This window comes from Burkholderia sp. Z1 (assembly GCF_014893795.1).
Lineage (GTDB): Bacteria > Pseudomonadota > Gammaproteobacteria > Burkholderiales > Burkholderiaceae > Burkholderia > Burkholderia theae.
Genome location: NZ_JACFYL010000002.1, coordinates 1295100 through 1317184 on the forward strand (window position 1 = coordinate 1295100; position 22085 = coordinate 1317184).

At 67.4% G+C, this 22085-nt stretch carries 19 protein-coding genes; 6 read left to right on the forward strand and 13 right to left on the reverse strand.

Annotated elements, in window-relative coordinates:
* Positions 1–6: 6 nt before the first annotated feature.
* Positions 7–2331: an FdhF/YdeP family oxidoreductase gene (locus H3H55_RS22855; protein WP_193100316.1), complete on the reverse strand. Its 2325-nt coding sequence runs from the start codon at positions 2329–2331 to the stop codon at positions 7–9.
* Between the two features lie 155 nt (positions 2332–2486).
* Here H3H55_RS22855 and H3H55_RS22860 point away from each other — a divergent pair, with 155 nt between their 5' ends.
* Positions 2487–3908, forward strand: coding sequence for a PLP-dependent aminotransferase family protein (locus H3H55_RS22860; protein ID WP_193100317.1), 1422 nt, complete (start codon positions 2487–2489; stop codon positions 3906–3908).
* A gap of 31 nt (positions 3909–3939) precedes the next feature.
* Here the strand turns inward: H3H55_RS22860 and H3H55_RS22865 are convergent, their stop codons facing one another.
* Together H3H55_RS22865 and H3H55_RS22870 are read right to left on the reverse strand one after the other, a co-directional pair.
* Positions 3940–5181 (reverse strand): mechanosensitive ion channel family protein, encoded by a 1242-nt coding sequence (locus H3H55_RS22865; RefSeq protein WP_193100318.1) that lies wholly within the window; start codon positions 5179–5181, stop codon positions 3940–3942.
* Between the two features lie 319 nt (positions 5182–5500).
* Positions 5501–5683 (reverse strand): hypothetical protein, encoded by a 183-nt coding sequence (locus tag H3H55_RS22870; RefSeq protein ID WP_193100319.1) that lies wholly within the window; start codon positions 5681–5683, stop codon positions 5501–5503.
* Between H3H55_RS22870 and H3H55_RS22875 the strand changes: the two genes are divergently transcribed.
* The gene (locus H3H55_RS22875) at positions 5682–7400 is read left to right on the forward strand and encodes a SulP family inorganic anion transporter (protein WP_193100320.1); all 1719 of its coding nucleotides are present in this window, start codon (positions 5682–5684) and stop codon (positions 7398–7400) included. The two genes, H3H55_RS22870 and H3H55_RS22875, sit on opposite strands and share 2 nt — an antisense overlap.
* A gap of 12 nt (positions 7401–7412) precedes the next feature.
* On the opposite strand, the gene H3H55_RS22880 is transcribed toward H3H55_RS22875, so the two are convergent.
* Positions 7413–8288, reverse strand: coding sequence for a LysR substrate-binding domain-containing protein (locus H3H55_RS22880; RefSeq protein ID WP_193100321.1), 876 nt, complete (start codon positions 8286–8288; stop codon positions 7413–7415).
* A 96-nt stretch (positions 8289–8384) separates the two neighbouring features.
* Here H3H55_RS22880 and H3H55_RS22885 point away from each other — a divergent pair, with 96 nt between their 5' ends.
* Complete coding sequence (locus tag H3H55_RS22885; RefSeq protein WP_193100322.1) at positions 8385–8984, forward strand: LysE family translocator; 600 nt, start codon at positions 8385–8387, stop codon at positions 8982–8984.
* Positions 8985–9013: 29 nt separating this feature from the next.
* Here the strand turns inward: H3H55_RS22885 and H3H55_RS22890 are convergent, their stop codons facing one another.
* The 6 genes from H3H55_RS22890 to H3H55_RS22915 form a co-directional block, all read right to left on the reverse strand.
* The gene (locus H3H55_RS22890; RefSeq protein WP_193100323.1) at positions 9014–10468 is read right to left on the reverse strand and encodes a DHA2 family efflux MFS transporter permease subunit; all 1455 of its coding nucleotides are present in this window, start codon (positions 10466–10468) and stop codon (positions 9014–9016) included.
* Positions 10465–11028 (reverse strand): isochorismatase family protein, encoded by a 564-nt coding sequence (locus H3H55_RS22895; RefSeq protein WP_129515125.1) that lies wholly within the window; start codon positions 11026–11028, stop codon positions 10465–10467. The genes H3H55_RS22890 and H3H55_RS22895 overlap by 4 nt, the downstream gene beginning before the upstream one ends.
* A gap of 67 nt (positions 11029–11095) precedes the next feature.
* Positions 11096–11551, reverse strand: a complete 456-nt coding sequence (locus H3H55_RS22900) for a MarR family winged helix-turn-helix transcriptional regulator (RefSeq protein WP_193100324.1) — start codon at positions 11549–11551, stop codon at positions 11096–11098.
* Between the two features lie 73 nt (positions 11552–11624).
* Positions 11625–11861: a hypothetical protein gene (locus H3H55_RS22905; protein ID WP_193100325.1), complete on the reverse strand. Its 237-nt coding sequence runs from the start codon at positions 11859–11861 to the stop codon at positions 11625–11627.
* Positions 11862–11904: 43 nt separating this feature from the next.
* Positions 11905–12981: a serine hydrolase gene (locus H3H55_RS22910; RefSeq protein WP_193100326.1), complete on the reverse strand. Its 1077-nt coding sequence runs from the start codon at positions 12979–12981 to the stop codon at positions 11905–11907.
* Between the two features lie 156 nt (positions 12982–13137).
* On the reverse strand, positions 13138–13374 hold the full coding sequence (locus H3H55_RS22915; protein ID WP_413463969.1) for a hypothetical protein: 237 nt from the start codon (positions 13372–13374) through the stop codon (positions 13138–13140).
* Between the two features lie 93 nt (positions 13375–13467).
* On the opposite strand from H3H55_RS22915, the gene H3H55_RS22920 reads away from it, so the two are divergent.
* Positions 13468–14343 carry a LysR family transcriptional regulator gene (locus tag H3H55_RS22920; RefSeq protein WP_193100328.1) on the forward strand — a complete coding sequence of 292 codons (876 nt, stop codon included), beginning with the start codon at positions 13468–13470 and terminating at the stop codon, positions 14341–14343.
* Positions 14344–14418: 75 nt separating this feature from the next.
* Complete coding sequence (locus H3H55_RS22925; protein WP_193100329.1) at positions 14419–14703, forward strand: transcriptional regulator; 285 nt, start codon at positions 14419–14421, stop codon at positions 14701–14703.
* A 70-nt stretch (positions 14704–14773) separates the two neighbouring features.
* Here H3H55_RS22925 and H3H55_RS22930 read toward each other — a convergent pair whose 3' ends face one another.
* The 3 genes from H3H55_RS22930 to H3H55_RS22940 all read right to left on the reverse strand — a co-directional run bounded on the left by H3H55_RS22930 (position 14774) and on the right by H3H55_RS22940 (position 20711).
* Positions 14774–15517 (reverse strand): transporter, encoded by a 744-nt coding sequence (locus tag H3H55_RS22930; protein ID WP_193100330.1) that lies wholly within the window; start codon positions 15515–15517, stop codon positions 14774–14776.
* Between the two features lie 77 nt (positions 15518–15594).
* Entirely contained in the window at positions 15595–18357 is a 2763-nt protein-coding gene (mgtA, locus tag H3H55_RS22935) for a magnesium-translocating P-type ATPase (RefSeq protein WP_193100331.1), read from the reverse strand.
* Between the two features lie 713 nt (positions 18358–19070).
* Positions 19071–20711, reverse strand: a complete 1641-nt coding sequence (locus H3H55_RS22940) for a S8 family peptidase (RefSeq protein ID WP_193100332.1) — start codon at positions 20709–20711, stop codon at positions 19071–19073.
* 423 nt (positions 20712–21134) lie between these two features.
* On the opposite strand from H3H55_RS22940, the gene H3H55_RS22945 reads away from it, so the two are divergent.
* Positions 21135–22031 (forward strand): glutamate/aspartate ABC transporter substrate-binding protein, encoded by an 897-nt coding sequence (locus tag H3H55_RS22945; RefSeq protein ID WP_193100333.1) that lies wholly within the window; start codon positions 21135–21137, stop codon positions 22029–22031.
* Positions 22032–22085: the final 54 nt, after the last annotated feature.

Sequence of the window (22085 nt, forward strand, 5' to 3'; positions counted from 1 at the left end):
GCTCCGTCAGGCGGCCATCGACGCCGGCGCGGCCGCGCGATGCAGCAGCACGGGCACCGATTTCGACGTCGGCGTGTTGCACACGTCGCCGACGCTGTCGAGCGGCACGAGCGGGTTGGTTTCCGGGTAGTACGCGCCGATGCAGCCGCGCGGGATGTCGTACTCGACCAGCAGGAAGCCGTCCGCGCGCCGCTCGATGCCGTCGTGCCACACGGTTTCCATATCGACCCAGTCGCCGGCCCGCAGGCCGAGCATCGCGAGATCGTCGCGGTTCGCGAACACCACGCGGCGCTGGCCGAACACGCCGCGATAGCGGTCGTCGAGCCCGTAGACGGTCGTGTTGTACTGGTCGTGCGAGCGTGTCGTCATCAGCGTCATCAGGCGCTCGCCGTGCAGCGTGCGGGCGCGCTGGATCGGTGTGTCGGTCGGCAGCGCATGCGCGATGAAGTTCGCCTTGGCCGTCGGCGTGAGCCATTCGCGGTCGCGCGATGCGACGCGCAGGTGGAAGCCGCCCGGCCGCGCGATGCGCGTGTTGTAGTCGTAGAAGCCGTCGAGCGTCGCCTCGATCGCGTCTCGGATCTTCGCGTAGTCGTCCTTGTACGCGAGCCAGTCGATCTTGCCGCTGCCGAACAACGCGTGGCCCATGTGCGCGACGATCGCGGGTTCCGACATCAGGTTCGGCGACGCCGGCTTGTTCATCCCGTACGACACATGGACCATGCTCATCGAATCCTCGACCGTCACGCCTTGCGCGACGTTGTCCTGCAGGTCGATCTCGGTGCGGCCGAGCGTCGGCAGGATCAGTGCGTCGCGGCCGTGGATCAGGTGGCTGCGGTTCAGCTTCGTCGTGATGTGCACGGAGAGGTCGCAGCGGCGCATGCCTTCCCATGTGCGCGGCGTGTCGGGCGTCGCCATCGCAAAGTTGCCGCCGAGGCCGATCAGCACCTTCACGTGGCCTTCGAGCATCCCCTCGATCGTCTCGACGACGTCGTAACCGTGGTGGCGCGGCGGTTCGAAATCGAACACGTGGCCGAGCCGGTCGAGGAACGCCTGGGTCGGTTTTTCCTCGATGCCGACCGTGCGGTTGCCCTGCACGTTCGAGTGCCCGCGCACCGGGCACAGGCCCGCGCCGGGGCGGCCGATGTTGCCGCGCATCAGCATCAGGTTCGACAGCATCTGCACGGTCGCGACCGAATGCTTGTGCTGCGTGATGCCCATGCCCCACGTCGCGATCACGCGTTCGCTGCGTGCATAGAGCTGCGCGAGGCCGTCGATCTGCTCGTACGGCACGCCGCTTTCGGCCGTCAGCGCGGACCAGCTTTCGTTGCGCAGGTCGTCGGCGAACGCGTCGAAGCCGGCCGTGTGCTCGCCGATGAACGCGGTGTCGAGCACCCGCGGCGCACCGGCGGCGCGCGCGGCGTCGTCGAGTTCGAGCACGCGCTTCGCCATCCCCTTGATCAGCGCGAAATCGCCGCCGATCGTCGGCTGGATGAACGTCGATGCGATCCTGGTGCCCGACATCGTCAGCATTTCGAGCGGGCTTTGCGGATCGGCGAAACGTTCGAGGCCGCGTTCCTTCAGCGGGTTGATCGACACGATCGTTGCGCCGCGCTTCGCGCATTCGCGCAGCTCGCCCATCATCCGCGGATGGTTGGTCGCCGGATTCTGGCCGAAGATCAGCAGCGTGTCCGCGTGCTCGAAATCGTCGAGCGTGACGGTGCCCTTGCCGACGCCGACCGAGGCCGGCAGCCCGCGGCTGGTCGCCTCGTGGCACATGTTCGAGCAGTCGGGGAAGTTGTTCGTGCCGTACAGCCGCACGAGCAGCTGGTACAGGAATGCCGCTTCGTTGCTTGCGCGGCCGGACGTGTAGAACGCGGCCTGGTTCGGGTCGGGCAGTGCACGCAGGTGGCGTGCGATCAGCTCGAACGCGTCGTCCCACGCGATCGGCACGTAGCGGTCGGTCTGCGCGTCGTACACCATCGGGTCGGTGAGCCGGCCGTGCTGTTCGAGTTCGAAGTCCGACTGTTCGAGCAATTCGGTGACCGTGTGCGCGGCGAAGAATTCGGGTGTCACGCGCTTGCTGGTCGCTTCGGCGGCTACCGCCTTCACGCCGTTTTCGCAGAATTCGAACGTCGATGCGTGCTGGCGGTCGGGCCACGCACAGCCGGGGCAGTCGAAGCCGTCCGGCTGGTTCTGGCGCAGCAGCGTGCGGTAGTTGCCGCCCGCGACCTTTTCCTTGATCAGGTTGATCGTGACGGCTTTCAGCGCGCCCCAGCCGGCTGCCGGGTGGGTGTACGGTTCGATGCGCGCGGTGGCGAATTTCTTTTTCATGATGCAGCGGGTGTCGGGGTCGATGGCTGCAGAGTACGCGGGGCACCCGCCGGGCTGTGTGTACACCTGTTCACTTCAAAAAAGAGTACAGTTGCGGCCATTCAGACAGTGCGGATCGCAACTGTGTTGTTGAATGGAAATTGAAAGGAAGGCGCGTGAAGCGTTACGAACAACTGGCCGACGATCTCCAGGCGCAGATCGAGCGTGGCGTGTACCGGCCCGGCGAGCGGATTCCGTCGGTGCGGCAGGCGAGCCGGCAGCAGCAGCTGAGCGTCACGACCGTGCTGCGCGCGTACCTCGTGCTGGAAAGCCGCGGCCTGATCGAAAGCCGGCCGCAGTCGGGTTATTTCGTGCGGGCGCGCGCGTCGGCGCCGGCCGAGGCCGAACTGCACACGTCGGCGCCGGCCGCCGAACCGTCGGCCGTGGACGTGAGCCGGCTCGTGCTGTCGACGCTGCGCTCGATCGCGCGCGACGACGCGGTGCCGCTCGGCTCGCCGTATCCCGATGCGTCGCAGTTTCCGGTGCAGCGCCTTGCGCGTTATGCGCAGACGATCGGGCGCCGCCGCACGCGGTGGGGCGTGATCGACGATCTGCCGCCCGGTAACCAGGAACTGATCCGCCAGATCGCGCGGCGTTATGCGGAGCGCGGGATCGCGGTCGAGCCGGGCGAGATCGTGATGACGATCGGCGCGACCGAGGCGATCAACCTGTGCCTGCAGGCCGTCGCGAAGCCGGGCGACACGATCGCCGTCGAGTCGCCGACGTTCTACGCGATGCTGCACGCGATCGAGCGGATGGGCATGCGCGCGCTGGAAGTCGCGACGCACCCGGGCGACGGCATCGATCTCGACGCGCTCGAACGGATCCTCGAGCGCGAGCGCATCGCCGCGTGCATGGTGATGCCGAATTTCCAGAATCCGCTCGGCTTCCAGATGCCCGACGCGCGCAAGCGTGCGCTCGTCGAGCTGCTGGCGAAGCACGGCGTGCCTGCGATCGAGAGCGACGTGTATCACGAGCTGCACTTCGGCGACACGACGCCGAGCGCGCTGAAATCATTCGACCGCGACGGGCTCGTGCTGCATTGCGCGTCGTTCACGAAAAGCCTGTCGCCGCGCTACCGGATCGGCTGGGCGATGCCGGGCCGCTACCGCGACCAGGTCGAGAAGCTGAAATTCCTGAACACGCTCGCGACGCCCGCGATCGAGCAACTCGCGATCGCCGAGTACCTGAAATACGACGGCTACGATTTCCACCTGCGGCGCATGCGCAAGCAGTACGCACAGCAGGCGAGCCTGATGAGCGCGATGGTGCGGCGGTTCTTCCCGGAAGGCACGCGGCTGTCGCAGCCGCAGGGCGGGTACGTGCTGTGGGTCGAGCTGCCGCCTCAGGTCGATGCGATGAAGCTGTATGCGCTTGCGCTCGCGCAGCGGATCACGGTCGGGCCCGGGCACATGTTCTCGGCGGGCACCGATTACCGGCATTTCATCCGGCTCAACTACAGCTATCCGTGGTCGAGGCAGATCGAGGAAGCGCTGAAGGTGCTGGGGCGGCTCGCGTCGGAGTGCGCGGCGCGGTGAGCGCCGTGCGGGGCGGCCGCCGTCGCATGCATCAACCGGCGCGTGGCGCCTGCAGCGCGGTTTGCGCGGCGCCGGCCATCTGCCGCATGTCGAAGCCCGACGGATGCTGGTACACGCGCAGGCCGAACTCCGGCAGCACCGCGATCAAGTGGTCGAACAGGTCGGCCTGGATGGTTTCGTAGTCGACCCACGACGTCGTATCGGTGAAGCAGTACAGTTCGAGCGGAATGCCTTCGGCCGTGAGCGGCAGCTGGCGTGCCATGCAGGTCATGTCGCGGCGGATGCGCGGATGGCCCTTCAGGTAGTTCGCGACATACGCGCGGAACGTGCCGAGATTCGTCAGCTGGCGGCGGTTCGCCGGGCAGTCGCCGGCCGCGCCGAGCGAGCCGTTCCATTGCTCGATCGCGTCGACCTTGTCCTCGAGATAGTCCTTCAGCAGCGTCAGGCGTTCGAGCCGTTCGATCTCGTCGTCGGCGAGAAAGCGTACGCTCGTCGCGTCGACGAACAGCGCGCGCTTGATGCGGCGGCCGCCCGCTTCGGTCATCCCGCGCCAGTTCTGGTAGCTCTCGGTGATCAGTTTCCAGGTCGGCACCGTGATGATCGTGTGATCGAAGTTCGCGACCTTGACCGTGTTCAGCGTGATGTCGATGACCGTGCCGTCCGCGCCGGCCGACGGCATCGTGATCCAGTCGCCGATCCGCAGCATGTCGTTCGACGACAACTGCACGCCCGCGACGAGGCCGAGCAGCGTGTCCTTGAAGATCAGCATCAGCACCGCGGACATCGCGCCGATGCCGGACAGCAGCAGGCCGATCTGCTTGCCGGTCGCATCGCCGATCACGACGAGCGCGGCCGTGATGAACATCACGAGCTTGACGAGCTGCATCGCGCCTTTCAGCGACAGGCGCGGCTGATCGCGCTGATGCGTGCGGTGCGTGTGTTCGAGCGCGGACAGCGTTGCGCTGATGGTCATCGTCACGAGGAACACGATCAGCGCGAACAGCACCTTGTCGGCGGCCTGCGCGGCGTGGTCCGGAATGCCGGGCACCGCACCGAGCCCGAGCTTGATCACGACGAACGGGACGATGCGGTTCAGCCACTTGAACGCGCCGAACTCGAACAGCGCGTCGTCGACGCGCGTGGCGGACAGCCGCGCGAGCCGCGCCACCACGCGAAACAGCAGGAAATGGACGGCCGCGGTGATCGCGCCGGCGGCGGCGAGCAGGACGAGGATGCCGACGAGCGGCGCAAACGAAGCTTCATTCAGAGTCATGGGGCAAACGGGGCGGACAGGGCCTGCTGGTGCGTTGAATCGGCGCCGCGATGCGGCGCGCGCCCGGCGAAGGGCACATGAAAGGGACCGTGATTGTGCCATCGGGTTCCGGACGTGTGCCGTGAATGTGCGTCGCGCGGCTCCCGAATATCCTCACCATTGCGAAGGTGTCCTCTGTAATCCGGTGAAGGCGAATGGTGAACTCGCATCACCGCAAGCCGATGCGTACGCCTGTCGCCGGATGCATTTCGTTTAGCCCCGCGATCGGCTCGAAGCCGCTACGGCGGGCCTTCGCGGGCGAAGGCGGCCTGCCAGCGATTCATGCCATCATGCCGGCTTCACATGCGTTGCCGGTGTATTGCTTGTTGTCGTTTGCAGCCAATCCGGCGACGGTGAGCGACACGCGACGTTTTCGTGCACTTGCCATGCGATGCCCGCTCAAGGCACGATGCGCGAACGACTTCGCGAACCCCGTCACTTCGTATCCACGCATTTCACGCATGCAAGATTCCAACGAAAGCCGTCCATCAGGCGTGCGGCTGCTGAAAGGCATCCTCCCGATCCGCCGCGCGGCGGCCATCCGCGACATCTTCGCGGGCATGTCGCTCGCGTCGATGGATATCCCGCAGGTGCTCGGTTATGCGCGCATCGCCGGCATGCCGGCCGTCACGGGCCTCTATACGGTGTTCCTGCCGCTCGTCGCGTTCGCGTGCTTCGGTGCGTCGCGCCATCTCGTGGTCGCCGCCGACTCCGCGACCGCGACGATCTTCGCGAGCCGGCTTTCGTCGATGGCGCCGGTCGGCAGCGCCGAATACGTCGCGCTGGCCGGCATGGTCGCGCTGCTGACCGCCGCGATGCTGCTGCTCGCGCGGATCTTCAAGCTCGGCTTTCTCGCCGATTTCCTGTCGCGCACGGTGCTGGTCGGTTTTCTCGCCGGTGTCGGCGTGCAGGTGTCGATCGCGATGCTTGGCGACATGTTCGGCTTAGCCGTGCCGTACCCGGCCTCGCGCAGCCTTGCACAGCTCGACTATGTCGTCACGCATCTCGTCCACACGAACGGGCCGACATTCGCGCTCGCGGCCGCCGTTGTCGTCGCGATTCTCGCGTGCAAGCGGTTCCTGCCGCGCGTGCCGATGCCGATGATCGCGGTCGCGGGCAGCATCGCCGCGAGCTACGCGTTCGGATTCGCCGCGCACGGCATCGCGGTGCTCGGGCCCGTCGCGGGCGGACTGCCGTCGCTGCGCTGGCCGTCCGTTACGTGGCAGCAGTTCCTCGATCTCGTGCCGGTTGCCGCGTCGTGCTTCGTGATGATCATCGCGCAGAGCGCGGCCGCCGCGCGCGTGTTCGCGCAGCAGTACGGCGAGGACGTCGACACCAATGCCGACATCCTCGGCCTCGCGGCTGCGAATGCCGCCGCGGCGGTCGGCGGCGCGTTCGTCGTCAACGGCAGCCCGACGCAGACGGCGATGGCCGACGGTGCGGGTGTGCGCAGCCAGATCGGGCATCTCGCGTTTGCCGCCGTCGTGGTCGTCGTGCTGCTGTTCCTCAGCACGTATTTGCAGTATCTGCCGCACGCGGTGCTGGCCGGCATCGTGTTCACGATCGCACTCGGGCTGATCAACGTGCGCAGCCTCGCGGCGATCCGCAAGGAAAGCCCCGGCGAATTCACGCTCGCGCTGGTGACGGCCGCGGCCGTCGTGACGGTCGGCGTCGAGCACGGCATCCTGCTGGCGATCGCGCTGTCGCTGATGCGGCACGTGCGCCACAGCTACCAGCCGCACACGATGGTGCTCGAACCCGTCGCGGGCAACGGACGGTGGCAGCCGGTGCCCACGCGGCCCGGTTCGATGACGGCGCCGGGGCTGATCGTCTACCGGTTCGGCTCCGACCTGTTCTTCGCGAACGACCATCTGTTCGCCGGCGAAGTGACCGAGCTCGTCGATGCGGCGCCGGTGCCGCCGCGCTGGTTCATCGTCGATGCGGGCGCGATTACCGACCTCGATTATTCCGCCGCGCGGACCTTGACCGATCTCGTCAAGACGCTGCACGCGCGCGGGATCGGCGTGCTGTTCGGCCGCGTGAACCGCTACCTGCGCGCGGATATGGACCGTCACCGGATCACGGAGATCGTCGACGCGTCGTGCATCTTCCCGACGCTGCATCAGGCGCTGGAGGCGGCGGGCACGACGCCGGCGCCGCAGGAGCCGGGCACCGTGTAACGCGAACCGGCCCTAGGCGGCCGCGCGCAAGCGTGCGAAGCCGTTGCGCAGGTGGCGGGCCAGTTCCGTCGCGGCCGGCGTGCGCTGGCCGCGCGGCAGATGAAGGTTGATCGCGAAGTTCGGCAGCGTGGGCAAGCCGCTGCCGGCCGGCAGGATGTCGAGGTCGGCCGGCACGGTGGATGCGAGCCAGACGGTCACCGCGAGATCGGCGCGCACGGTCGCGGCCGTCGCGTCGATGCTGCCGTTCTCGAACAGGGTGCGCCATGCGCGATCGCAGTCGCGCAGCGCGTCGAGCACCGTCGGGCGGAACGCGCAGGTCTGCGCGACCATCGACACGGGCAGCGGTGTGTTCCGGTGCGCGGTGCCGCCTTTCGCGCCGACCCAGACCAGACGGTCGACGGCGATGCACTCGCCGCGCGACGACCCGACCGGCGCCTCGATCAGCGCGACATCGAGATCGCCTTGCGCGAGCCCCCGGCGCAGTTCCGGCGACGCCGCGCACACGAGCGTGAGCGCGACCTGCGGATGCGCCTGCGCATACGCTTTCAGGATCGGCGCGAGACAGGTGCCGACGAGATCCTGCGGTGCGCCGAGACGAACGGCGCCTTCGACCGCGCCGGCCGTCAGGTCGGTCAGCAGCGCATCGTGCACGGCGAGCAGCCGGCGCGCCTGCTCGAGCAGACGCTCGCCGGCCGCCGTGAGCAGCAGGTTGCGATGCTCGCGCACGAACAGCGGGCCGGACAGCGTTTCGAGCCGCGCGACCTGCTGGCTGATCGCGCCTTGCGTCAGGTGCAGCGCATGGCTGGCCGCCGTCATGCTGCGATGATCGGCGACCGTGACGAATGCGCGCAGCAGCGCGATGTCGAGATTGCGTGCCATGCGTCGCATTATGAATGCTAATGGCAGGCATAAAAAGCTTTCGCTGTCGTGATGTGAGGATCGCGGGTAAAAACGGAGCTTCGACGACGACAAACGGGAGCCTCCGTGCCGCTTCGCGACTACTTGCCGCTGATGCTGTTCGTGATCGTGTCCACCGTGACACCGGGCGGCGCCACGACGCTCGCAACCGCATCGGGTGCTCATTTCGGCTATCGGCGTTCGCTGCCGCTGATGACGGGCATCGCGGCCGGCCTGGCGTCGATGGCGGCGGCCGCTGCGGCCGGGCTCGGCGGCGTGCTGCTGGCGCTGCCCGCGTTGCAGCTCGCGATGAAGGCGGCCGGTTCGGGGTATCTCGTGTGGCTGGCCGTGCGCATCGGGCGCGGCGGCAAGCCTCGGCTCGATGCCGCCGTGCACCGGCCGCAAGGGTTTGTCAGCGGTGTCTGGATGCTCTGGCACAACCCGAAGGGCTGGGCGATGACGCTCGGCGCGGCCGCGTCGTTCGCCGCGCTCGCGTCGGGCCCGGCGCGGCTCGGCCTGTTGCTCGGGCTCGCGTTCGGCGTGGCCGCGATGGCGTCGTTGTCGCTGTGGTGTTTCGCCGGGCTGCTGCTCGCGCGCGTGTTGCGCACCGAGCGGCAGTGGCGCGGCCTGAATGCCGGGCTGGGCGTGCTGCTGGTGGTGTCGATCGTGCCGATGTGGCTGCGGTAGCGACGCTGCGCGCGCCGCAGCGTCCAGGTTCAGCGTGAACCGCTGCGTGCGGCGCCGGCAGGTTGCCCGCCCGCGCCGGCCGACCACAACGGCAGCCACAGCGTCGTGACGAAGCTCGCCGCATGCAGCGCGCAAAGCAGGCCGAACGCCCATGCGTACGCGCTGGCCTGCGTACCGCCGATCGATGCCGATTCGGCCTGCAGCCGCCACGCGAGGAACAGCGTGCATAGCGTCGTGAACGCCGGTCCGCCGAGGCGCTGCACGATATTGAGCGAGGTGGTCGCCATCGGCAGGTTGCGGCGCTCGACCGACGCATACGCGGCGGTGATCGACGGCGCGCCGATCGCGCTCTGGCCCATGCCGCGCAGAAACAGCGCCGGCACGAGCACGTAGGGATCGTAGCCGGCCAGCGCGAGGAACACGAACGGCAGTGTCGCGAACAGCGCGAGCAGCGCGCCGGCGGCGGCCAGCCGGCGCACGCCGAACCGGCTCGTCAGCGCGCCCATCGATGGATAGGTGACGAGCATGCCGAGCCCGAGCGGCGCGAGCAGCCAACCCATCTCGCCCGGCGAGCGCCCGCACGCCTGGATCAGGAACACGGGGATCAGCATCTGGCCCGCGTACATCGCGCCGTTCGACAGGAACTGGGTGCCGGCCGCCGCGCCGAAGACACGAGCGCGAAACAGCTTGAGATCGATCAGCGCATGCTCGCCCTTGTATTGCTCGAAGCGCAGGAACGCGGCGAGCAGCAGCACCGAACCCGCGATCGCGGCGACACCGATCGCCGAGCCGATCCGCTCGGCACCGTACAGGAACAGCACGAGGCCCGGCGACAGCAGCGCAAGGCCGACCCAGTCGAGTTCGCGCCGTTGCACATCGTCCCGGCCGCCGGGCAGGAACCGCACGGCCAGTGCGAGCGCCAGCACGCCGACGGGCAGGTTCACGAGAAACAGCCAGCGCCACGATGCGTGCTGCAGGATCGCGCCGGCGACGACGGGGCCGAGGATCGGCGCGAGCAGCACGGGCACCGCCGCGTAGCCGATCACACGCGCCATCTGCTGGCCGGCGACGCGCGCGATCATCATCTGCGCCATCGGCGCGAGCAGCCCGCCGCTGACGCCTTGCAGCACGCGAAACGCGATCAGCGACGGCGCGGACCACGCGAGCCCGCACAGCGCCGATGTGAGCGTGAATGCCGAGAAGCACCACAGGTACAGCGCCTTCGCGCCGATGCGGTCGACGAGCCAGCCGTTCAGCGGCAGCACCAGCGTCAGCGCGAGCAGGTAGCCGCTCGTCACCCACTGGATCGTCGACAGGCTCGTGTGCAGGTCGGTCGCGAGGCTCGACAGCGACACGTTGACGATCGTCGCGTCGAGCTGCGCCAGCAGCGAGCCGAGCATCGCGACCGCGCTGACTTTCCAGATCGACGGATCGAGCCGGCCGGCCGCGCGGCCCGCCGTCGACCGCGCGCGTTCGTCGCTCACGCGCCGCGCTGGTCGAGCAGCGCGATGATGTCCTGCGTCGAGCCCGTTTCGCCGAGGCGCGGGAAGATGCGCTCGACGCTGTTCACGTGCGCATCCGCGTTGAGGTCGGTCATCGCGTCGATGGCGAGCGTCACGTTGTAGCCGAGTTCGAACGCGTACCGGGCGGTCGATTCGACGCCGATGCTGGTCGCGACGCCGGTCAGCACGATCTGCGTGACGCCGGCCGCCTTCAGGTGTGCGTCGAGATCCGTGCCGGTAAACGCGCCCCAGGTCTTTTTCGTCACGACGTGGTCGCCCGGCTGCCGGTTCAGTTCGGGCACGAGTTCGGTCCAGTCGGCGGGGAGTGCGTCCACGCGCATCTGCTGCTGCGTGCGGCCCGGTGCGCCGCCGGCGACGTTGACGAGCACGACCGGCAGCCCGCGGCTGCGGAACGCGTCGAGCAGTTCGCGGGCATGCGCGACTACCGGCGCGACCGGATGGGCGGTGGGGAGGGCGACGATGCCTTTCTGCAGGTCGATGACGACGAGTGCCGTATTCGTGTCGAGACGGGTTGCGCTCATGATGGGACTCCGTGGAATGGACGAAGGGAGGCGGGCGCGCGCATGCCGCGGCGCGTGTCCGCCGGAATCACTGGTCGCCGATCCGCCTGATCAGCGGGATCGCGGCGGCAAGCGTGAGGATTTCTTCCGGATTGAGCTTTTCGATCGCGGCACCGAGCCACCGGTGCTTCGCGATGTGGCGCTTGCGCCGCGCGTCGAGGCCGACCGCGGTCAGCTGGAACAGGATCTGGCGGCCGTCGGTCGGGTGCGGCTCACGTTCGACGAGACCTTCCTCTTCGAGGCTCGCGAGGATCGCCTTCATCGACTGCGGCTTCATGGCCTCGGCGCGCGCGAGGTCGGCGGTCGTCATCGGCCCCTGCTGTTCGAGCCGTGCGAGCGCGCTGCTCTGGGACATGCCGAACCCTTCGGATTCGACCTCGGAGCGGAGGCGGCGGATCAACTGGCCGACCGCGAGGGTCAGGTCGGCGGCGACGAGGTCGGCGGAAACGCCGGGTTTGCGTGGCGGGTTCATGCGGCGGATCATAGAACACGACAGTTAAACTTGCAAGTTTAACTGTCGAATTAACCGCCAGGTCGCGGGGCCCCTCGGCGCGCGGTTATGTGCGGCGCGGCAGGGCGACCGGTACGACTTCGCTGTATCTCGGGGTGGCGTCCTCGTGCAGCAGGTCGCCGAGGTATTGCGCGAGTTCGTCCGCGGCGAGCGCGGACGGAATGTGCAGGTCGGCCGGGCGCCGCTTGCCTTCGGTGCCGAGATCGAACACGGCCCAGCGGCCGTTCGCGCGCACGACGGCGAGCAGTCGTCCGAATGCGTTAAAGCGGTATTCGTCCTGCATGGCATGGCTCCTGTAGGGTGAGTGGCCGGCCGCCTGCGTGTGCTTACTGGATCGAGCAGGTCAGCCAGCGATGGATTTTGAGGGCATCGCTCGATACGCCGGCACGCGTCGGCGCGCCGAGCAGCACGACCGTTTCGCGGCGCCCCTTCACGCGCATGCGCATCACGACGCCATGCCCCGATTCGTTGATGAAGCCGGTCTTCTGCAGCCGGATCGGCAGGCGGCGATAGCGCACGAGCGGGTCGGAATTCACGTAGACCAGTTCGCCGTCGCCGGGGCGCACGGTGGTCGACGTATCCGTCGAGAAATAGCGGATCAGCGGATCCTGCGCGGCCGCGCCGACGAGCCGCGCGAGATCCTCGGCCGTCGACACGTTGTGCGGCGACAGGCCGGTCGGCTCCCGGAAGTGCGTATGGCGCATGCCGAGCCGGCGCGCTTCGCGGTTCATTGCCTTGACGAACGCGGTGCGCCCGCCCGGATAGTCGCGGCTCAGCGCGGCGGCCGCGCGGTTTTCGGACGACATCAGCGCGATATGGAACATGTCGCGGCGCGACAACTCCGAGCCGACCTGCAGTCGCGACCCGGTGAACTTGATCGTGTCGCGATCATGCGCGGTGACGCGCAGCACGCCGTTCAGCGGACGATCGGCGTCGCGCGCGACGACGGCCGTCATCAGCTTCGAGATCGACGCGATCGGCCGCACGGTGCGCGCGTTGCGGGCCAGCAGCGGCGTGCCGGAGTCGACGTCGAGCACGTAGGCCGCGCGTGAATGCAGCGCTCCGACCGCGCGCGAGTTGTAGCCGCAACTGGCGAGCAGGCGCGGTTTCGCGGCCGCCGGGCGCGGGCGTACGGCGGTGGTGCGCTTTGCACGGCGGTGCTGAGGGGCCGGTGCCGCATGACGCTTGATGGCTTGATGCTTCGCGCGCGGGCGGTGGTGCTTGACGGCCTTGTTCTTGCGATGAGGTTTCTTCTTGACGGCCTTCGCATGCGCATGGGGCTGGACGTGCGTGGTGCGATGCGGCTGCGCGGATGCGTTCGCGGCGAACGCGAGCAGCAGGAACGAGAGGGCGAGGATCAGGGTGGTCCGGGCGCGAGGCAGGCGCGCGATGAGGCCGGTCAAGCGAAAGTCTCCTTTTCACGCGCGATGCGGCTGCGCGGAATGCATGGGCGGTCAGCGGGTGCGGGAAATTATAAGGTCGATTGCGTGGCGATGACGATTGGAGTGGACACAATGACGCATGATCCGGGCGGATGCGGGGCTGTTTCGTGGTGTCGATCAACGCGGCCAGTTCCGCCGCGACACGACCGCGAAACTGATCGCGATCGAACCCGTCACGGCGCGTGGCGGCGTGTCCTCGAGCGCATCGCCGAAGCGAAAGCGGCGGCTGCGTCCGTCGGTGCGTTCGGCGCGTTGCTTCGGTGCGCGCGCTTCTACCGTGGCGACGCGTTCGTTCGCGATCGCGGCATCGCACGCGGTGTCGGCCACGCATTCGGGCACATGATCCAGGGACATGACGGTTAATTCCGGGAAGGGCATGTCCGTATTGAACGCCATCGCATTCGATCGGTAAAATGAATATTTCGATCGTTACGATTCCTTTTAAGAATGGAACTGAAACTGCTGCGAACGTTCCTGACGGTCACCGAGCTGTGCCATTTCAGCCGCGCGGCCGATGCGCTGCACATGAGCCAGCCGGCATTGAGCAAGCAGATCGGCGCGCTCGAGGCGAGCCTCGGCGGCAAGCTGTTCGAGCGCGGGCGGCACGGCGCGGAGCTGACGCCGTTCGGCGAACGCTTCCTGCCCGACGCGCAGGCGCTCGTGCGCGATGCCGACGAGATCCTCGCGCGAGCGCGAGAGGCGACCAGCGGGCAGCGCGGGCATCTGCGGCTCGGCATCTGCCTGTCTGTGCTGACGCTCGTACCAAAGCTCGTCGCGGAATTTCGGCGCCGCAATCCGGGCATCGCCGTCACGCTGAGCGACCTGTCGTCGTCCGAGCAGACGCGTCGGCTGCGCGCCGGCAAGCTCGACGCCGGTTTCCTGCGCCTGCCGTCCGACGAAGGGCTGTCGTCGTTCAAGGTGATCGACGAAGGGCTCGCGCTCGCGGTGCCGCCGCACCTCGGCTTCAAGCGCGTGCCGGCCGACCTCGACGTGCTCAACGAGATCGGCTTCATCGCGCTGCAGCGTGCGCGCGGCCCGGGGCTGGCCGCGCAGATCGACCGATGGTGCGTCGAGCGCCGCTTCGTGCCGCACGTAATGCAGCAGGCGGAGGATGTGCAGTCGGTGCTGACGTCGGTCGCGGCCGGCGTCGGCGTCGCGTTCATCCCGTCGCGCGCGCAGTACCTGCTGCGCGACGCGACGGTGCTGCCGCTCGACGGCCGGGACGCGAAGTGGCGCGTGGGGCTCGCGTGGCTGTCGGGCCGCGAGGATCCCGTCACGACGCATTTCGTGTCGTTCATGCGTGCCGCGATCAAGGGCGCGTGACGGGCGAAGCGATATAGTGTCCGCGACCGGCGCTGAATGCCCGAACGAATATCCTGTCCGCTACAGACCGAACCGATGACATCAGAATCCGACGAATCCCCGCTCGATCCCGCACTCGTTGCAACGCTCGCGACACTGAACGAAGCCGCGAGCGATCCGGCCGGCAAAACGTGGTCGCTGCCAAAGATCGCAAAACGCACGCAACTGCCGATGAGCACGCTGCGCCGCGTGCTGACGCAGCTCGACGGTGCCGGCCTCACCGCGACGACGCTGAACGAGGACGGCACCGGCAGCGCCGTGCTGACCGACGAAGGGCGCGCCGTGTGCGCGCAACTGTTCGGCGCGAACGACACCCGATGAATGAAAAAACGGGCCGCTGATGCGACCCGTCGTGTGGCGGTTCGACGCGTGCGCCGCGCGACGCCGTGTATTACCAGCGCGCGGTCACGCCGCCCATCACCGAATGACGATAGGTCTGGTCGTTCAGCCCGTGCCGGTAGCCGACGTCGAGATCGAGCCAGCGCGTCGGCGAATAGATCACGCCGGCCAGCACGAACGCCGGATTCGCGCCGGCGGTGCTTTCCGTGTTGCGCGACAGGCCGACATCGGCCACGAGCTGCAGCCGGTCGGTCGCCTTGTAGATCGCCGCACCCGATACCGCCCAGATCGACGTGAGGTCGCCCTGGCGATTCGGCTGGTAGGTCAAGCCGGCATTCGCGAGCAGCGAAAAGCGCCCGACGTCGGCCTGCGCGAGCAGCGTCGCGCCGGTGCCGGCGCGGCCCGTGCCGAGCCCGCGACCGTCGTTGCCGGTCGGGATCGTCACCTTCGGTTTCAACGCGAGCGACAGCGGCCCGCGTTCGACGAAGCGCCATTTCATGCCGATCTCGACATCGCCGATGCCTGCGCCGTTCTCGTCGGTCCGCGTTTGCAGATGCGTGTAAGGCGCGTTGACATAGAGGTTGACGTGTTCGCCGAACCCGCGCGTGAGCGTCGCGTTCCACAGCTGGTGGCGGCCGTTTTCTTCCTGTTTCGAGGTTTCCTCGCCGTTGAACTCGAATTGCCAGTTCGCGTTGCCCTGCGTGCCCGTATCGTCGCTGACGAGCGGATGAGCAGGAAAGGCGTCGAGCGGCGCGAGGAGGGCGCTCGCGGTTGCGAGCGGAAGGAATCTTTTCATCGCATTATCTGTAAAGCGTCGTGAGCGGCCGGCCCGCGCGCGTGGCGCGGGGCCGGCCAGTCGTTATCCGAACGGAATCAGAACCATTGCTTGTAGCGGCGCACGTAGATCGTCTTGACGATCTGCGCGAGCATGATGTAGCCGACCATCGTCGCGACGAGCCACAGCCAGAAGGTGCCCGGCAGGTGCATGAAGCCGATTGCTTCCGCGAACGGCGAGAACGGCAGCCAGCAGCCGATCGCGATCGCGGTGAACGTGGACAGCAGCACCGGCAGTGACGCCGTGCTTTGCAGGAACGGGATCTTCTGCGTGCGCAGCAGGTGCACGACGAGCGTCTGCGACACGAGGCTCTCGATGAACCAGCCGGAGTTCATCACGATCTGGCCGCCCGTGCCGCCGTTCAGGTGATACATCGCGCCCGCGCCGAACACGGTCCACATCAGGATGTACGTCGTGATGTCGAACACCGACGACGTAGGCCCGACCCACAGCATGAAGCGGCTGATGTTGCCGGCTTCCCACTTGCGCGGCTTCTTCAGGAACTCGGGATCCATCTTGTCCCACGGCAGCAGCATCTGCGACGTGTCGTAGATCAGGTTCAGCACGAGCAGCTGCGTCGCGAGCATCGGCTCCCACGGCAGGAATGCGCTGGCGACGAGCACCGAGAACACGTTGCCGAAGTTCGAGCTCGCGGTCATGTTCAGGTACTTCAGGATGTTGCCGAACGTCTCGCGGCCCTTGATCACGCCTTCCTCGAGCACCATCAGGCTCTTCTCGAGCAGGATGATGTCGGCGGTTTCCTTCGCGATGTCGGCACCGCTGTCGACCGAGATGCCGACGTCGGCGTCGCGCAGTGCGGGCGCATCGTTGATGCCGTCGCCGAGGAAGCCGACCGTGTGGCCGTTCGCCTGCAGCGCCTTGACGATGCGCGCCTTCTGCAGTGGCGTGAGCTTCGCGAACACGGTCGTGCGTTCGACGACCTGAGCGAGCGTCGCGTCGTCGAGCGCTTCGATTTCCGCGCCGAGCATCGGCTTGCCGGGTTCGAGGCCGACCTGGCGGCACACCTTCATCGTGACGATCGCGTTGTCGCCCGTCAGCACCTTCACCGCGACGCCGTTTTCGCGCAGCGCGGCGAGTGCCGGTGCGGCCGATTCCTTCGGCGGATCGAGGAAGGTCAGGAAGCCGCGTACGACGAGATCGTGTTCGTCGGCGGTGCGGTACTGCGCGCGCTCGTCGCCGCGCGGGATCGTGCGGGTTGCGAGCACGAGCACGCGGAAGCCGTCCTCGTTGTACGCGTTGGCCTGTTCGAGCAGCCGCTTGCGTGCGACGAAGTCGAGCGGGCGTACGCCGTCTTCGTCCTGGACGTGGGTCGACACGGCCAGCATTTCCTCGACCGCGCCCTTGCAGATCAGCAGGTGCGTGCCGCGCGTATCCTCGACGACGACCGACAGGCGGCGCCGCACGAAGTCGAACGGCAGCTCGTCGATCTTCTTGTAGCCCTGCGGCTTCACGCGTTCGCCGATCTCGTCGGCGCGCGCGACGACCGCGATGTCGATCAGGTTCTTCTGGCCGCTCTGGTGGAAGCTGTTCAGCCAGCCGAGCCGCAGGATCTCCTCGTTCTTGTGACCGGACAGGTCGAGGTGGTGTTCGAGGATGATCTTGTCCTGCGTGAGCGTGCCGGTCTTGTCGGTGCACAGCACGTCCATCGCGCCGAAGTTCTGCACCGAGTTGAGCCGCTTGACGACGACCTTGCGGCGCGCCATCGCGATCGCGCCGCGCGCGAGGTTCGCGCTGACGATCATCGGCAGCATCTCGGGCGTCAGGCCGACGGCCACCGCGAGTGCGAACGTGAGCGCGCTCAGCCAGTCGCCCTTGGTCAGGCCGTTGATCATGAACACGATCGGCACCATCACGAACATGAACTTGATCAGCAGCCAGCTCACGCTCGAGACGCCGCGATCGAAGCTCGTCTCGATGCGCTTGTGGCTCACGACGTTGCGCGCGAGCGAACCGAAGTACGTGTCTTCGCCGGTCGCGACGACGACGGCCGTCGCCGTCCCGCTGACGACGTTGGTGCCCATGAAGCAGACGTTCTCGAGATCGAGCAGCGATGCCGACGTGTCGGTCGCCGCGCCGGCCGCGCGCGTGCTGGCGGATTTGCCTGCCACCGCGCCGAGCGTGTCGTACTTCTCGACGGGCAGCGCCTCGCCGGTCAGCACGGCCTGGCTGATGAACAGGTCGCGCGATGCGAGCAGGCGCACGTCGGCAGGGATCATGTCGCCGGCCGACAGGTGCACGATGTCGCCAGTCACGACTTCGCGCATCGGCACCTCGCGGCGCGTCGGCTCGGACGTATCGGTCATCGCACGCTGCACGGTGGCGGTCGTGCGGACCATCGCCTTGAGCTTCTCGGCCGCACGCAGCGAACGGAATTCCTGCACGAAGCGCAGCAGCGCGCTGATCGTGACCATCGTCAGCAGGATCGTCATGCCGACATAGTCGCGATCGTCGGGCGCGGCGAACCAGACGTCGGTGCAGAAGCTGATCGCGGCCAGCACCAGCAGCACGTAGACGAACGGGTTGTGGAACGAGAGCAGCAGCTGGCGGGTCCAGTGCGGCGGCTTGTCGTGCGCGATTTCGTTCGGGCCGTAGTGCTGCAGACGGTCGGCGGCCTGATCGTAGGTGAGGCCGCGCGTGCTGGTATGCAGCGACTTCAGCGTGTCCTCGAGCGGGCGGGCTGCTTCCTGCGCCGCCCGCATGATGCGCGGTTCGTTCTGCTGGCCTGCACCAGCCTTGATGAAGCCGCGCTGTTTCTTTTGCGATGTGTTGTGTCGTGTCATGAGTCGCTCCTTGCGCACGAGGCGGCGGGCGGGGAGCGACCGTGACGTTATCGACGCACGAGCGCTCCCCGCCGCGTCGCGTCAGGCGCGATCGGATTGGGATCGGGGAAAGCGGGAACGCTCGCCGGCGCGCATGGTGCGGTCGGCATGTCGATGCGCAGCGTCGCACCGGCGAGCGGTAATCGACTACTGTCGTCTGAGTTCATCTGCACTCCTGTCGGTTGCGGATAATCGGCACGGGCGATCGGCAGCGGCGCACGCACGAAGGCGCGCGGCCGGACGGCACGCGAACGGAGAACGCACGCGGCTGGCGCCGCGCGCAACACGAACGCACACGCGCGACGGCGCGTCGCGTGCATTCGACAACATTGAAAATTCGGCGGGAGATCTGGCCAGTCAGGCCGGAAGGACGCCGCATCCTGCTTCCCGGGATGCGGCAGAAGACGAGGCTCTGCGCGTTTTCCTCAGGCAGCAGTCGAGTTGGTCAAGCACCAACTACAACTCGCATCGGTGTTCACAGAACACTCCATGTAATTAGACGGGAGCGATGGTAAAGGCTCGCTGTGCGAAGCGTCAACCCTTTTGTCAGGCGTTATTTCGAGAAACGTAATCGGGTCGATACGCGCGCGCCGGATCGCCGCATTGCCGGCAACAAAACGGCCGCGCGCACGCCAGGTCGGCATGCGCGCGGCCGCATCGAGGCAGGGTGCCGGTTACTGGTTGGCTGCCGCGACGGCGGCCCCTGCGTCGACGATGCCCGAGCCTGCCGGCATCGCGGTGCACGACGTGCCGGCCGCCAGCTTGGTCGTGCGCGCGCCGCCTTGCAGCTTCTGCTGGATCTGCGCGGGTGTGAGGTTGCCGTTCACCGACAGCATCAGCGCGGCGATACCCGTCACCTGCGGCGTCGCGAGACTGGTGCCGTTCGCGAGGCCGTAGGTGTCCGTGCCCGGCGTCGTCGTGCCGGTGTTCGACGTCGACAGGATGTTGACGCCCGGCGCGCTCAGCGCGACGTCGGCGCCGAAGTTGCTGAACGATGCGCGGCGACCCGTCGCGTCGGTCGCGCCAACGCTGATCACGCCGCGGCAGTTCGCGGGCTGGTCGAGACCGGTCGACAGGCCGTCGTTGCCGGCGGCGACGACGACGGTCACGCCCTTCGCGGTCACATCGTCGATCGCCTGCTGGAACGTCGTGCTGCACGCGCCGACGCCGCCGAGGCTCAGGTTGATGACCTTCGCGGGCGTCGGGTTCGTCGGGGCGCCGTTCACCGGGATGCCGGCTGCCCAGCGCATCCCGTCGGCGATGTCGCTCGTCACGCCGCCGCATTTGCCGAGCACGCGTACCGGCAGGATCCGGCCGAGCCACGATATGCCGGCGATGCCGGTGCCGTTGTTGGCGGTCGCGCCGATCACGCCCATCACGCGCGTGCCGTGCCAGCTGCTGTCGCTCGCCTGGGGCGCGCATTGGTAGTACGGGCCGCCGGCGGTGCTGAGTTCCTGCGGCGTGACCCAGTCGCCCGGATCGGTTGCGTCAGGGCCGCGCGACAGGCCGTTGTTGCTGGTGTTGACGTTGGTGATGAAGCTGTAGCCGGGCAGCAGGTTGCCGACGAGGTCGGCATGCGGCCGATAGCCGGTGTCGAGCACGGCCGTGACGACGGTCGGCGAACCCTTGGTCGTGCTCCACGCGGGCGACATGTCGATGCCGGCGGTCGGGTCGGACAGGTACCACTGCTGGTTGTAGAGCGGGTCGCTGGGCGTGTCGCGGATCGCCATCGGATGATCCGGCTCTGCGTAGTCGACGTCGGTATCGGCCGCGAACGCCTGCGCGAGCGCGGTCGCGTCGGTGGCCGCGATGCGCTGGCCGAGCGACAGCACGGCCGCGCCGTTCGAGATCGTCCGTTCGACCTGCACGTTGAGCGGCAGTTGCGAAACCGTGCTCGCATAGGCGCGTGCGCTGCCGGCCACCGGTGCCGTCCAGCGCGTCATCGAGCGCTGGATCACCGCGTCGAGCCGCGTGCCGTTGTCGATGGTCGCCATCGCACGCGTGGCTGTCAGCGTCTTCAGCTTGACGATCAGGTGATCGACGGGCGGTTCGACCGGTGCCGCCTGCGCGGCCATCTGAACGGCGGCCTGCTGCGTCGCGCATGCATTGCTGCCGGTCGTGGCGGGCGGGGTCGTCGGGGCGGGGGCCGGCGCGGGTGCCGGTGCGGCGTTGGAAGAAGACGGGTTGCTGCCGTCGCCGCCGCCTCCGCCGCCGCAACCGGCGAGGGGCAGGAGGGCGGCGGCAGACAACATGCCGGCGAGCATGCGCGCATGAGCGGAGCGGGCCAGCGCGAAATTGAAACGATTGGCTCTCATGTTGAAACTCGATCCTCGTAGATAACCGTCGTGCCGGCGGTGAAGCTGGGTCCGGCAAAACCGGACCTCGTGGTTTTTTGTCTGACGGCAGCTGCAGGGTTGCTGCTACGCGCCATGCTCTGGGTAACGGCCGGTGTGGCGGGTTCTTGAGGCGATTTCGCGAGAAAAAAACAGGGTGGCGCAAACGATTACGTTGCTGCTTTGCGGCATGAACGCGCGTTTGGAACGAATGGCACAAAAGGTGGGGCGAGACCGCGCGCGGCGGGTCAGGCGAAACGTGCGGCACGGGTCGGTTTGCGCGACACGGAAAACGTCTTTCACGGCCCGGCCACGCTGGAAGGTTGTTTACGCTTTCCCTGATGCGACGCGAATTTTGTCGGGCGTACGATCGCGATTCGATCAACGTTTCGTCAGGAGAAAAGCATGGATCGCCGCTTCCGTTGGCTGGCCGTCGCGCTGTCCTGTGCGCTGGCGGGCCCCGCGCATGCGCAGGCCCTCACCGGTACGCTGAAGAAGATCAAGGACACGGGCATCGTGTCGCTGGGCATTCGCGAATCGTCGGTGCCGTTCTCGTATTCGGACAATCAGCAGAAAAACATCGGCTATTCGCGGGATATCTCGTCGCGCATCATCGACCAGTTGAAGACGGAGCTGAACCTGCCGAACCTCACGGTGAAGGAAATTCCGATCACGTCGCAGAACCGGATTCCGCTGCTGCAGAACGGGACGATCGATTTCGAATGCGGATCGACGACCAACACGCTCGAACGGCAGAAGCAGGCCGCGTTCTCGAACAGCATCTTTCTGTACGGCATCCGCTTCAGCACGCGCAAGGATTCGGGCGTGAAGGACTTCGCGGACCTGGCCGGCAAGACGGTCGCGACGACCGCCGGCACGTCGGACGAGCGCCTGCTGCGCAAGCTCAACGAAGAGAAGGCGATGAACATGACGATCATCAGCGCGAAGGATCACGCCGAAGCGTTCATGAACGTCACGACCGGGCGCGCGGTCGCGTTCGTGATGGACGAGCCGCTGCTGTACGGCGAGATCGCGAAGGATCGCAACCCGGGTGCGTATACGGTGACGGGCACGCCGCTCGTCCACGAAAACTACGCGTGCATGATGCGCAGGGACGATCCGGCGTTCAAGCATGTCGTCGACGGCGTGATCGCGAAGCTGCAGACGTCGGGCGCGGCCGAGAAGCTCTACAACCAGTGGTTCACGCAACCGATTCCGCCGAAGGGCGTGAGCCTCAACTATCCGTTGTCGGCGGAAATGAAGCAGCTGTTCAGGAATCCGACGGACCAGGCGCAGTATTGATCTGATGCCGTACTGATCGCGGTATCGCGACAAAAAACCGCCGGCGCATGCCGG